General features: G+C 37.0%; 8 protein-coding genes. All 8 read left to right on the top strand.

Annotated features, from left to right (window positions below; all coding sequences use genetic code 11):
* Positions 1-108: 108 nt before the first annotated feature.
* The 8 genes from rpoB to bioB all read left to right on the top strand — a co-directional run bounded on the left by rpoB (position 109) and on the right by bioB (position 14,008).
* Positions 109-3,924, top strand: coding sequence for a DNA-directed RNA polymerase subunit beta (gene rpoB / locus QWY87_RS07065; RefSeq protein ID WP_290289810.1), 3,816 nt, complete (start codon positions 109-111; stop codon positions 3,922-3,924).
* Between the two features lie 73 nt (positions 3,925-3,997).
* Positions 3,998-8,266 (top strand): DNA-directed RNA polymerase subunit beta', encoded by a 4,269-nt coding sequence (rpoC, locus tag QWY87_RS07060; protein WP_290289808.1) that lies wholly within the window; start codon positions 3,998-4,000, stop codon positions 8,264-8,266.
* A gap of 49 nt (positions 8,267-8,315) precedes the next feature.
* Positions 8,316-8,624, top strand: coding sequence for a DUF3467 domain-containing protein (locus QWY87_RS07055; protein WP_290289806.1), 309 nt, complete (start codon positions 8,316-8,318; stop codon positions 8,622-8,624).
* Between the two features lie 47 nt (positions 8,625-8,671).
* Entirely contained in the window at positions 8,672-9,802 is a 1,131-nt protein-coding gene (locus QWY87_RS07050; protein WP_290289804.1) for an aminotransferase class I/II-fold pyridoxal phosphate-dependent enzyme, read from the top strand.
* 17 nt (positions 9,803-9,819) lie between these two features.
* Positions 9,820-10,440: a dethiobiotin synthase gene (bioD, locus tag QWY87_RS07045; RefSeq protein WP_290289803.1), complete on the top strand. Its 621-nt coding sequence runs from the start codon at positions 9,820-9,822 to the stop codon at positions 10,438-10,440.
* A complete protein-coding gene (bioA, locus tag QWY87_RS07040; RefSeq protein ID WP_290289802.1) occupies positions 10,440-11,705 on the top strand; it encodes an adenosylmethionine--8-amino-7-oxononanoate transaminase in 1,266 nt (421 codons plus the stop codon). Before bioD ends, bioA begins: the two co-directional genes overlap by 1 nt.
* 1 nt (position 11,706) lies before the next feature.
* Positions 11,707-12,864: a beta-ketoacyl synthase N-terminal-like domain-containing protein gene (locus QWY87_RS07035; protein WP_290289801.1), complete on the top strand. Its 1,158-nt coding sequence runs from the start codon at positions 11,707-11,709 to the stop codon at positions 12,862-12,864.
* Between the two features lie 52 nt (positions 12,865-12,916).
* Positions 12,917-14,008, top strand: coding sequence for a biotin synthase BioB (bioB, locus tag QWY87_RS07030; protein ID WP_290289799.1), 1,092 nt, complete (start codon positions 12,917-12,919; stop codon positions 14,006-14,008).
* Positions 14,009-14,010: the final 2 nt, after the last annotated feature.

The raw sequence follows: 14,010 nt of genomic DNA, 5'->3' as shown, positions 1-14,010 counted from the left end.
GTTTAACTACTAAACAATTGAGGTTTAGGTCTTTGGGGTAATACCGCTTAGACCTAAACCATTTTGCATATATATTCGTTCTTATAATTTAATTTAAATTTATCTCCATTGGCAACGAAACAAAAAACCCAAAGAGTAAACTTTGCATCAGCTAAATTGTTAACCGAATATCCAGATTTCCTTGATATTCAAATAAAATCATTCCAGGACTTTTTTCAATTAGAAACTAAATCTGATGAAAGAAGTGACGAAGGTCTATATAAAACCTTCATGGAAAACTTTCCTATTACCGATACAAGAAATAATTTTGTTTTAGAATTCCTAGATTACTTTGTTGATCCACCAAGATATTCTATTCAAGAGTGTATAGAAAGAGGGCTAACTTATAGTGTACCTCTTAAAGCACGTTTAAAGTTGTATTGTACTGATCCTGAGCATGAAGATTTTGAAACTATTGTACAAGATGTTTATTTAGGGGTTATTCCTTACATGACACATAGTGGTACTTTTGTTATCAATGGTGCAGAAAGAGTAGTTGTTTCTCAATTACATAGATCACCGGGTGTATTTTTCGGTCAATCTTTTCACGCTAACGGAACAAAACTATATTCAGCAAGAGTAATTCCTTTTAAAGGTTCTTGGATTGAATTTGCTACAGATATCAATCAGGTGATGTTCGCCTATATTGATAGAAAGAAAAAATTACCAGTAACTACTTTATTTAGAGCAATTGGCTTTGAAAGAGATAAAGATATTCTGGAGATATTTGACCTTGCAGAAGAGGTTAAAGTATCAAAAAGTGGACTGAAAAAGGTGCTTGAAAGAAAACTAGCAGCTAGAGTTCTAAAGACTTGGTTTGAGGATTTCGTTGATGAGGATACCGGAGAGGTTGTATCTATTGAGCGTAATGAAATCGTACTTGACAGGGATACTATCCTTGAAAAAGAGCATATTGATGAAATTATTGAGTCAGGTGCAAAAACTATTCTTTTACACAAATTAGATAATGATGCAGGTGATTATGCTATTATTCATAACACGTTGCAAAAAGATCCAACAAATTCTGAAAAAGAAGCTGTTGAACATATATACCGTCAATTGCGTAATGCTGAGCCGCCAGATTATGAAACGGCTAAAGGTATTATCAATAAACTGTTCTTTTCTGAACAACGATACAATCTTGGAGAAGTAGGTCGTTACAGAATGAATAAGAAATTAGGTCTTGATGTAGATATCGAACAAAAGGTATTGACCAAAATGGATATCATCACAATTGTGAAGAATCTGATTAATTTGGTGAATTCAAAAGCAGAAGTAGATGATATTGATCACTTGTCAAACCGTCGTGTAAGAACTGTTGGAGAGCAGCTTGCAGGTCAGTTTGGGGTAGGATTATCAAGAATGGCGCGTACCATTCGTGAAAGAATGAATGTGCGTGATAATGAGGTGTTTACACCTATTGATTTGATCAATGCTAAGACTTTATCATCAGTGATTAATTCTTTCTTTGGTACGAATCAATTGTCTCAGTTTATGGATCAAACGAATCCACTTGCCGAGATTACACATAAACGTAGATTATCAGCCCTAGGGCCAGGTGGTCTTTCACGTGAAAGAGCAGGATTCGAGGTTCGTGATGTTCACTTTACCCACTATGGTAGATTATGTCCGATTGAAACTCCTGAAGGACCGAATATTGGTTTGATTTCTTCACTTGCAGTTTATGCCAAAGTGAATAATTTAGGATTTATTGAAACACCTTACCGTAAGGTTAAGGATGGTTATGTTGATACTACTGAGGAACCAATTTATTTGAGTGCTGAGGAAGAAGAAGGAAGAAAAATTGCTCAATCGAATCTTGATTTAGATGATAAAGGTAATATCGTTCTTGAGAAGTTAGTAGCAAGAGAAGATGGAGATTTCCCGGTTGTACCTGTAAGTGAGATCAACTATATGGATGTATCTCCTAACCAGATTTCGTCTATATCTGCGTCATTAATTCCATTCTTGGAACACGATGATGCGAACAGGGCTTTGATGGGATCTAACATGATGCGTCAGGCAGTACCTTTGATGCGTCCTGAATCTCCTATCGTTGGAACTGGTCTTGAGAGAAGAGTCGCTAAAGATTCGAGAATTTTGATCAATGCTGAAGGAAACGGAGAAGTAATCTACGTAGATTCTGACAAGATTGAAATTCAATACGAACGTTCAGAAAATGATAGAATTGTAAGTTTTGATAGTGATATTAGAATTTATGAATTGATCAAGTTTAGAAAAACGAATCAAGGAACCTCAATTAACCTTCACCCAATCGTAAGTAAGGGAGATAAAGTGGTTAAAGGACAGGTTCTTTCTGAAGGATATGCAACTGAAAAAGGAGAACTTGCCTTAGGAAGAAACATGAAGGTTGCCTTCATGCCTTGGAAAGGATATAATTTTGAGGATGCAATTGTAATATCTGAGAGAGTAGTACGTGAAGATATTTTCACCTCTATTCATATTGATGAATATGCACTAGATGTAAGAGATACCAAATTAGGAGCTGAAGAGTTGACTGCTGACATTCCAAATGTTAGTGAAGAAGCAACAAAAGATCTTGATGAAAATGGTATGATCAGAATTGGTGCTGAGATCAAACCTGGAGATATTCTTATTGGTAAGATTACGCCAAAAGGTGAATCAGACCCAACTCCTGAAGAGAAGTTGTTAAGAGCGATTTTCGGTGATAATGCTGGTGATGTAAAAGATGCTTCATTAAAAGCTTCTCCGTCACTTAGAGGTGTTGTGATTGATAAGAAATTGTTCCAAAGAGCGATCAAGGATAAGGCGAAGAGAGTTAAGGATAAAGAAGAAGTAAGTAGTCTTGAAATTGAATTCTCTGTAGAATATGATAAACTAAGAAATGTATTACTTGACAAACTATTTGGTTTGATCAATGGTAAAACATCTCAAGGTGTTCAGAATGACCTTGGTGAGGAAATTTTACCTAAAGGTAAAAAATTCACTTTAAAAATGTTGAATTCAGTTGCTGACTTTGAACATTTAACAAAAGGAGTTTGGACAACAGATAAAGAACTTAACGATCTTGTAAATAGACTTATACATAATTACAAGATTAAATTAAGTGATCTTCAAGGATCATTGAGAAGAAAGAAATTTGCGGTTACTGTAGGGGATGAATTGCCTAAAGGTATTATCAAATTAGCTAAAATTTACATAGCTAAAAAGCGTAAATTAAAAGTTGGTGATAAAATGGCGGGTCGTCACGGTAATAAGGGTATTGTTGCCCGTATCGTAAGACAAGAAGATATGCCTTTCCTTGAAGACGGAACTCCAGTTGATATTGTATTGAATCCATTAGGTGTACCTTCTAGGATGAACATTGGTCAGATTTATGAAACTGTTCTTGGATGGGCAGGTCAAAATCTTGGCGAGAAATATGCAACTCCAATTTTTGATGGTGCTCATATTGATGAGATTACTGCACTTACCAGAAAAGCAGGTATTCCAGATTTCGGTCATACTTATTTATATGATGGTGGAACAGGTGAAAGATTTGATCAACCGGCAACAGTTGGTGTGATCTATATCATCAAGCTTGGTCACATGATTGAAGATAAGATGCATGCTCGTTCTATCGGACCTTACTCATTGATCACACAGCAACCATTAGGTGGTAAAGCTCAGTTTGGTGGACAAAGATTTGGTGAGATGGAAGTTTGGGCTCTTGAGGCCTATGGAGCTTCATCTACTTTAAGAGAGATCCTGACGGTTAAATCTGATGACGTACTTGGTAGGGCTAAGACCTATGAAGCGATCGTTAAAGGAGATAAAATGCCTGAACCAGGATTACCAGAATCTTTCAACGTACTTATGCACGAATTGAAAGGACTAGGTCTAGATCTTAAGTTAGAAGAATAAATAGCAATCCATGTCCCGCCTTTATTAGGCGGGACTACAATATAATTTTTACATTTTAATTCTATCCATTACCATGGCAAGACAAAGAGAAAAATACACTGTAAAAAAATTCAATAAAATTACTATTGGTTTGGCTTCTCCAGAAATCATCCTTGAGAAATCAAAAGGAGAAGTTTTGAAGCCAGAAACCATTAATTACCGTACGCACAAACCAGAGAGAGATGGATTGTTTTGTGAAAGAATTTTTGGCCCTATCAAAGATTATGAGTGTGCATGTGGAAAATACAAAAGAATAAGATATAAGGGAATCATTTGTGACCGTTGTGGTGTTGAAGTGACAGAGAAAAAAGTGCGTAGAGACAGAGTTGGTCATATCAACCTTGTTGTTCCTGTAGCACATATCTGGTATTTTAGATCACTACCAAACAAAATGGGTTACCTGTTAGGTTTGCCTTCTAAGAAATTAGATATGATCATATACTACGAAAGATACGTAGTGATCCAACCAGGTATTGCAAAGAGTGAAGAAGGAGAACCATTACAAAAAATGGATTTCTTAACTGAAGAAGAGTATCTAAACATATTAGAAACGCTTCCTCAAGAAAATCAATATCTTGATGATAATGATCCTGACAAATTCATCGCCAAAATGGGTGCTGAGTGTTTGATTGAATTACTAGCAAGAATTGACCTTGATGCCTTATCTTATGAATTAAGACATAAAGCAAATACAGAAACGTCTAAACAACGTAAAATGGAAGCCTTAAAACGATTGAATGTCGTTGAAGCTTTCAGAGATGCAAATACGCGTAAAGAAAACAAACCAGAATGGATGATCATGAAGGTTGTTCCGGTAATTCCGCCAGAACTTAGACCTTTAGTTCCTTTAGATGGAGGTAGGTTTGCAACATCTGATTTAAATGACCTTTACAGAAGGGTAATTATCAGAAACAATCGTCTGAAAAGATTAATGGAAATTAAGGCACCTGAGGTGATCTTAAGAAATGAAAAGCGAATGTTACAGGAATCTGTTGATTCATTGTTTGACAACACACGTAAATCGTCTGCTGTTAAAACTGAATCTAACAGACCATTAAAATCACTTTCAGATTCACTTAAAGGAAAGCAAGGACGATTCCGTCAGAACCTATTAGGTAAGCGTGTGGATTATTCAGCACGTTCGGTAATTGTTGTTGGTCCTGAATTAAGATTATACGAATGTGGATTGCCAAAAGATATGGCAGCTGAGCTTTATAAGCCTTTTATCATCAGAAAACTGATAGAAAGAGGGATTGTAAAGACAGTAAAATCTGCAAAGAAAATTATAGATAAAAGAGAACCTGTAGTTTGGGATATATTAGAAAATGTTCTTAAAGGACATCCTGTATTATTGAACAGGGCCCCTACCTTGCACAGACTAGGTATACAGGCTTTCCAACCTAAATTAATTGAAGGAAAAGCGATTCAACTGCACCCATTGGTTTGTACTGCATTTAATGCGGATTTTGATGGTGACCAGATGGCGGTTCACCTTCCTTTAGGTCAGGAAGCTATTTTAGAAGCACAATTATTGATGCTTGCTTCTCACAACATTCTGAACCCTGCAAATGGATCTCCTATTACGGTTCCATCACAGGATATGGTTTTAGGTCTGTACTATATGACCAAAGAACGTATTTCTACACCTGATTTTAAGGTAAAAGGTGAAGGGACAACTTTTTACTCTTTAGAGGAAGTGAAAATTGCTTTTAATGAAAAGAAAGTTGATTTGAACGCCGGTATCAAGGTGAGAGGTAGAGATTTTAATGAGGATGGCGAATTAACTACACAAATCATAAAAACAACTGTTGGAAGGGTTTTATTCAATGAAGTTGTGCCAGAAAAAGCAGGTTATATCAATGATGTATTGACCAAGCGTTCTTTAAGAGATATTATTGGAGATATATTAAAAGTTACCGACGTTCCTACAACAGGAAGATTTCTTGATGATATCAAGAACATGGGATATAAGTTTGCATTCCAGGGTGGGTTGTCATTCAGTTTGGGTGATATCATTATTCCTGAGGAAAAATGGGGTATGATTGATGCTGCTAACAAGCAGGTAGATTCAATCATGTCTAGTTATAACATGGGTATGTTGACCAATAAAGAAAGATACAATCAGGTAATTGATATCTGGGGTTCTACTAATAACAGGTTGACTGAATTATCTATGAAACGTCTTAGAGAAGACCAACAAGGATTCAACTCTGTGTACATGATGCTTGATTCAGGTGCAAGGGGTTCTAAGGAGCAGATCAGACAGTTAACAGGTATGCGTGGATTAATGGCGAAACCGAAAAAATCTACTGCAGGTGGTGGTGAAATTATTGAGAATCCGATTCTTTCTAACTTTAAGGAAGGTTTATCAATTCTTGAATACTTTATCTCTACTCACGGTGCGAGAAAAGGTTTGGCGGATACGGCTTTGAAAACGGCGGATGCGGGTTATCTTACTAGAAGACTTGTTGATGTTGCACAAGATGTGATTATAAATATTGAAGACTGTGGAACGCTTAGAGGTTTAGAAGTTACTCCATTAAAGAATAATGATGAGATTGTTGAATCGCTATCTGAAAGAATTTTCGGTAGGGTTTCTTTACATGATGTATACAGCCCTAAGACAGATGAGATTATAGTTCATGCAGGTGATTTATTTACTGAAGAAGCTGTAAAGAGAGTTGAAGTGGCTGAATTAGATGCTATTGAAGTTCGTTCAGCACTTACTTGTGAAGCGAAGAAAGGAATCTGTACAAAATGTTACGGAGTTAGTCTTTCAACTAATAATATGGTTCAAAGAGGTGAGGCTGTAGGTGTTGTAGCCGCTCAGTCAATTGGAGAGCCTGGTACTCAGTTAACATTGAGAACCTTCCACGTAGGTGGTATTGCAGGAAACATTTCTGAAGATTCTCGTTTGGTTGCAAACTATGGAGGAAATATGGTGATTGATGACCTTAAAACTGTTGATGGAAAAGATAATGAAGGGAATCCTGTAAAAATTGTAATTTCAAGAACAAGTGAATTCAAAATTTTTGATAAGAATACAGGTATTGTTTTAAGTACAAATAATATTCCTTACGGTTCTCACATTTTTGTGGATGCTAAATCCAAAATCAAGAAAGGTGATGTGATTTGTCAATGGGATCCATATAATGGGGTGATTGTTTCTGAGTTTGGAGGTAAAGCTGTATTTGAGGATGTAGTTGAAGGGATTACTTACCAAGTTGAGATGGATGAGCAAACTGGATTTAAGGAAAAAGTAATTTCTGAAGCCAAAAAGCAGCGAGTGATTCCTACTTTAATGGTACAAACGAAAAAAGGAGAAACACAGCGTTCTTACTCTTTACCAGTAGGTGCTCACTTATTGATTGAAGAAGGACAGAAAATTGAGCCGGGTCAAATCTTAGTGAAGATTCCACGTAAGTCAGGTAAAGCTGGTGATATTACAGGTGGTCTTCCAAGGGTGACTGAATTGTTTGAAGCGAGAAATCCATCAAACCCTGCAGTTGTTTCTGAGATCGATGGTGTAATTTCTTTTGGAAAAATCAAGAGAGGAAATAGAGAGATTATTGTAGAGTCTAAATTAGGCGATGTTAAAAAATACTTGGTTAAATTATCTAACCAGATCCTTGTTCAGGAAAATGACTTTGTTAAAGCAGGAATGTCTTTATCAGACGGTGCAACAACTCCAACTGATATATTAAATATTATGGGACCTGGTAAGGTTCAGGAATATTTGGTAAATGAGATTCAGGAAGTTTACCGATTACAAGGGGTGAAAATTAATGACAAGCACTTTGAAGTTGTTGTAAGACAAATGATGCGTAAAGTTAAAGTTATTGATTCTGGAGATACAATTTTCTTAGAAAACCAATTGGTTCATAAAAATGACTTTATGAGTGTGAATGACAACATTTACGGTCTTAAAGTAGTTGAAGACGAAGGTGATTCTACAAATATGAAGGCAGGACAAATTGTTACCGCCAGAGCATTAAGAGATGAAAATTCAATTTTAAGAAGAAACGATAAAAATCTAATGGTTGCTCGTGATGCTACCCCTGCAACAGCAGAACCTATTTTACAAGGTATCACACGTGCTTCGCTTCAAACGAAATCATTTATTTCGGCTGCGTCCTTCCAGGAAACAACCAAAGTATTGAATGAAGCTGCTGTAAGTGGTAAAGAAGATTATTTAGAAGGATTGAAGGAAAATGTAATCGTAGGTAAAAGAATCCCTGCAGGTACAGGAATGAGAGAATACGATCACCTAATCGTTGGATCTAAAGATGAAATAGAAGGTTAATATTTAAAAGGCACGATTTACCGTGCCTTTTTTTATAAATTTTTAGCTAATGTCAGAAGAAACAAAACAGAATCAGTTAAATATTGAGATAGATGAGAAAACAGCAGATGGTACTTATGCCAATCTTGCGATTATCAATCATTCTATTTCAGAATTTGTAGTAGATTTTATAAACGTAATGCCTGGCTCGCCTAAATCAAAGGTAAAGTCAAGAATTATATTAACGCCTCAGCATGCAAAAAGGCTATCTAAGGCCTTAGCGGAAAACATTAATCGTTTCGAAGCTAAGAATGGTGAGATTAAAGATTATGAGCAACCGCCTATTCCCATGAATTTTGGGCCTACGGGGCAAGCTTAAAAGAAGATTAAAACGGGTTATTACCCGTTTTTTTTTATTTTAGCCTTATGAAGTTTCCTTCAAATTTGTTATTCAAATTAGACACTCGCCAAGAGAATGGAAGTTTAAGAAGTCTCTCACCCCAAAATGATCTGATCGATTTTTCGTCGAATGACTACCTTGGTTTTGCCAGGAATCCTATCATTTTTAAGCAGGTACAAGAAGATTTAGATTCATATTTTCCAAATAATGGCAGTACGGGATCTCGATTGTTGTCTGGTAATTTTAATTTCCATGAAGCTTTAGAGAAGCAACTGGCCTCATTTTTTAATGGAGAAGCAGCACTCTTATTTAATTCAGGTTATGATGCCAATATCGGATTGCTCTCTTCAGTACCCCAAAGAGGTGATTGTATTTTTTATGATGAAAGCTCACATGCTTCCATACGCGATGGAATCAGATTGTCTAATGCGAAATCCTATAGGTTTAAGCATAATGATCTTGATGACTTAAGGCAAAAACTTGAAAAAATGGGAACAGGTACCCAAGGGTATCTGGTTGTTGAATCCGTTTATTCTATGGATGGGGATGCAGCACCTTTAAACGGATTAGTTGAAATCTCAAAAGCTTATGATCTAAATCTGATTGTAGATGAGGCACATTCAACAGGCGTTTGTGGATCAGAGGGGCAAGGAATGGTTAATGATTTAGGTTTATCAGCCTTTGTCTTTGCCAGAATTTATACATTCGGAAAAGCGCTTGGCTGCCATGGTGCTGCCATAGTTGGTGATGCTTTACTCATTCAGTTTCTCATAAATTTTGCCAGATCTTTTATTTATACAACAGCTATGCCCGTTCACAATGTGTTGGCAATTAAAAATGCGCTGTTGTTTTTGAAATCTACGAAAGACAGAACAGTTCTTTCCGAGAAAGTCGCGCATTTCAGAGCAATGATTGTCAAGAATAAATTAGAAAATTTCTTTATAAAGAGTAACAGCCCTATCCAGAGTGCAATAATTGCATCGAATGAAGAAGTGAAGCGCATATCACATCAACTCAATGCACACAATTTTGACGTAAAACCTATATTGAGCCCAACAGTTCCAGCAGGTCAGGAACGCATAAGATTTTGTGTTCACAGTCATAATACTTCAGCAGACATTCAAGAAATTCTTTTTTTATTGAGTACTTTTGTCTAGATTTTTTTAAGTGTTTTATGAATAAATATTTCATTACTGGAATAGGTACTGACGTAGGGAAAACAGTTGTGTCGGCAATAGTTGTGGAGGCTTTGCAAGCTGATTACTGGAAGCCGGTTCAGGCTGGAGAACTATCGCATAGTGATACCCATTCTATAGAGGAGTTAATCTCTAATTCAAGGTCAGTGATGCACGGCCATAGCTATGCATTAAAGACGCCAATGAGCCCTCATGCCTCAGCTGAAATTGATGGGGTAAAAATAGACCTTAAGCAAATTATAGAGCCGAAAACAGATAATAACCTTGTAATTGAAGGAGCAGGTGGCCTATTGGTTCCGTTGAATGACAGAGAAACCATACTTGATATGATCAAGGATGATTATAAGGTCATTGTTGTATCCAGACATTATTTAGGGAGTATCAATCATACCCTGCTTACCTTGAGTCAATTAAGGGCTGAAGGTCTTGAAGTAGCCGGTATTATTTTTAATGGTGCAGTCCATGCAAGTACTGAAGACATTATAAAAAAGATGGGAAAGGTAAAAGAAATTGGCAGAATTGATGAGGAAGCGCTTGTTGATAAAACTGTAATCAAAAAGTACGCAAAGTTGTTTAAACCAAGATTGGAGGCATTATAATGAACCTGAAACAAAGAGACCGGAAGCATTTATGGCATCCATTGACGCAGCATAAATTACATCCCGAACATTTGCCAATTGTCAGAGCTGAAGGAGTTTGGTTATTTGATGATGAAGGAAATAAATATATAGACGGAATTGCAAGTTGGTATACCTGTATGTATGGGCATAGCAATCCAAAAATCATATCAGCAGTAAAGCAACAATTAGGAGTACTTGATCAGGTTGTGTTCAGCGGATTTACACATCCTCCTGCAATTGAACTTTCTGAAAAGTTGATGGATATTTTACCAGACAATATGGCTAAAATTTTCTTTTCAGACAACGGTTCTACTTCAGTAGATGTTGCCATTAAAATAGCTTTACAATATTATTTTAACAAGGGTGAAAAACGCAACAAAGTAATTGCATTACACAATGCGTTTCACGGCGATACTTTTGGTGCTATGTCAGTATCAGGACTGTCAGTTTATAATGGTCCTTTTGAAGATTTTTTACTGCGTATTGAAAGAATAGCTGTTCCAGATGAGCAGAATTGGGAATCAGTTGTCAAGGAATTTAAGAATTTACTGGATACGGGTGAGGTTGCAGCTTTCATTTATGAGCCTTTGGTGCAAGGAGCAGCATCCATGCACATGTTCGCTCCGGAACATTTAGATCAGCTCATAAGTATAGCTCAAAAAGCACAGGTGCTAACCATAGCAGATGAAGTCATGACAGGATTTGGTAAAACGGGTCTGAATTTCGCTTCTGAATACATGGAAGCAAAACCTGATTTAATTTGTTTATCCAAATCGCTAACGGCAGGAGTTGCTCCAATGGCGCTCACATGCTGCAGTCAAAAAGTATATGATGCCTTTTACGATGATGAGATCAGCAAGGGATTTTTTCATGGACATACCTATTCAGCAAACCCATTGGCTTGTACGGCGGCTATAGCCGGAATAGATCTTTTGTGTTCAGAGGAAATTCAGAATAATATTCAAAGGATAAACAAACGCCATCTTAAATTTGAGCGCCATATTAGCAATAACCCTAAAGTAAAATCAACCCGTGTACGAGGCGTTATATTTGCCTTAGACCTCAATGTTCAGATGGATAGGTACGGAAAATTAAGAGATCAATTATATGCTTTTTTTATGAAGGAAGGGGTTGTATTAAGGCCGCTTGGTAATACAGTTTATACGCTTCCTCCCTATGTGATCACTGATAGTGAACTTGACAAGATATATGAGGTGATTGAAAAATGTTTAGACATAATTTGATATGAACGAAAGAATTTCCATAGTTTCAATGGCTTCGGTATCTGCTTTAGGTGACTCAGAAGCTCAAATCTGGAAGCGTTATATCGAAGGGAAGTCTTTGATTGGCTGTAGCGTTTTTGATAAATTCTCTGCCCTAGTCAGTGGCGTTCCAGAAACCTGTCTGACTGAGATTGAACAGTTGAAGGCTGTTAAAAATTATAAAGATTTAGACCCTTCAGTCTTAATGGCGATTTATATTTCTAGGAAAGCGCTTGCTCATACAGACTGGCATCAAAAGGAGTTTGGTGTAAATATTGGCTCCTCCAGAGGGGCCACTCATTTATTTGAAAAATACTTTAAAGAGTTTAATGACAATGAAAAAGGTTTGGTGAATACCTTGAGTTCACCCACCACAACCCTTGGAAATATTTCGTCTTGGGTTGGGCATGACCTGCAAAGTAACGGTCCGGTAATTAGCCATTCTATAGCTTGTTCAACTGCTTTGCATGGTATATTAAACGGGATTGCCTGGATAGGGAGCGGCATGAGTGATCGTTTTCTGGCCGGCGGAAGCGAGGCATCAAACACGCCCTTTACTATAGCCCAAATGAAAGCCCTAAAAATTTATGCAAGACAGAATTCAGAATACCCTTGTCTTAGTCTTGATATGGAAAAAACCATAAATACATTTGTACTTGGGGAAGCAGCGGCTGTATTTTGCCTGGAAAAAGGCAGCCATAAAAATGCTTTGGCGATGATCGAGGGGATAGGCTATGCTACAGAACCATTAAAACACAATATCTCGATTTCAACAAATGCGGATTGTTTCCAGAAATCGATGAAGATGGCCACAAAAGATATTGAATTAGAACAAGTTGATGTCATTGTTACACACGCACCCGGGACTATCAAAGGGGATAGTTCTGAATGCAATGCTATAAAAATTGTCTTTGGTAATGATCATCCGGCGCTTACTTCCAATAAATGGATGATAGGCCATTCTCTTGGTGCATCAGGAGGGATGAGTTTAGAACTGGCAATTTTGATGATGAAGCACCAGCAATTTATAGAAGTGCCTTTTGGCAGTTTTAAGAAGAAGCCGAAGCAGATCAGGAAGGTCTTGGTGAATGCGGTTGGTTTTGGCGGAAATGCAGTAAGTGTATTACTTTCTTTAGATTGAGCTGAGGTTAATAGATAAGGTTTCCGTATTTTTGAATTTTTAAATAAACGAGATGAGAAGCTATTCCAAACAAGAAATAATAGATATATATAATAAGCCATTGATGGAACTCATCTTTGAGGCGGCTCAGGTACATCGTGAGTTTCACGATCCTTCGAAAGTACAGGTGAGCACCTTGATTTCAATCAAAACGGGTGGATGTCCTGAAGATTGCGGTTATTGTCCTCAAGCTGCCAGATATCATACTCAGATTGATAAAAATGACCTATTGCCTTACGAAACGGTTCTAAATTTGGCTAAAAGAGCAAAGGATAATGGATCTTCTCGTGTTTGTATGGGTGCTGCCTGGAGAAATGTAAAAGAAGGAGAAGATTTTGAGAGCGTCTTAAAAATGGTAAGCGGAATCAGCGAGCTAAACATGGAAGTCTGTTGTACTTTAGGTATGGTTACTGAAAGTCAGGCAACACGTCTTGCTGAAGCGGGCTTACATTATTATAATCATAATTTAGATACATCAGAAGAGTACTATAAGGAAGTAATCTCAACCAGGGGTTATGAAGATCGATTGGAAACGTTGAATAATGTCAGAAAGAGTGCTTTAAAAGTTTGTTCTGGTGGCATCATTGGAATGGGTGAAAAAATAGAGGATAGAGCAGGCATGTTATTAAGTCTTTCTAAATTAGATCCTCAACCAGAATCAGTACCTATTAATGCCTTAGTTGCGGTAGAAGGGACGCCACTTGAAGAACAAAATATAGTTCCTGTTTGGGACGTGATCAGAATGATTGCAACAACCCGTATCGTTATGCCTAAGACTACAGTAAGATTATCTGCCGGTAGAACGGAGATGAGTACTGAAGGCCAGGCTTTGTGTTTTATGGCCGGAGCCTCTTCAATTTTTGCAGGAGAAAAATTATTGACGACGCCAAATCCAGGTGAAGATAAAGATTCAGAAATGTTTTCTCTTTTAGGATTGATTCCTACTGAAAAGAAAAAGGATGATACTGGGAAATTCAAAATTAGAAAATCTCTCATGGAAGCTGAAGCAGGTCAAAAATGGAGCAGACCAGGTCATAAGATTGAAAGAAATGTCGTGGCAACCGAAAAGGCAAAAGAAATAAGAAAATCTCTTAAAGAGAGTTAATC

This window comes from Lutimonas halocynthiae, from assembly GCF_030409835.1.
GTDB classification, from domain to species: Bacteria; Bacteroidota; Bacteroidia; order Flavobacteriales; family Flavobacteriaceae; genus Lutimonas; species Lutimonas halocynthiae.
The sequence above is the reverse complement of the archived record's forward strand: the minus strand, read 5'-3'. Positions and strand labels throughout refer to the sequence as shown.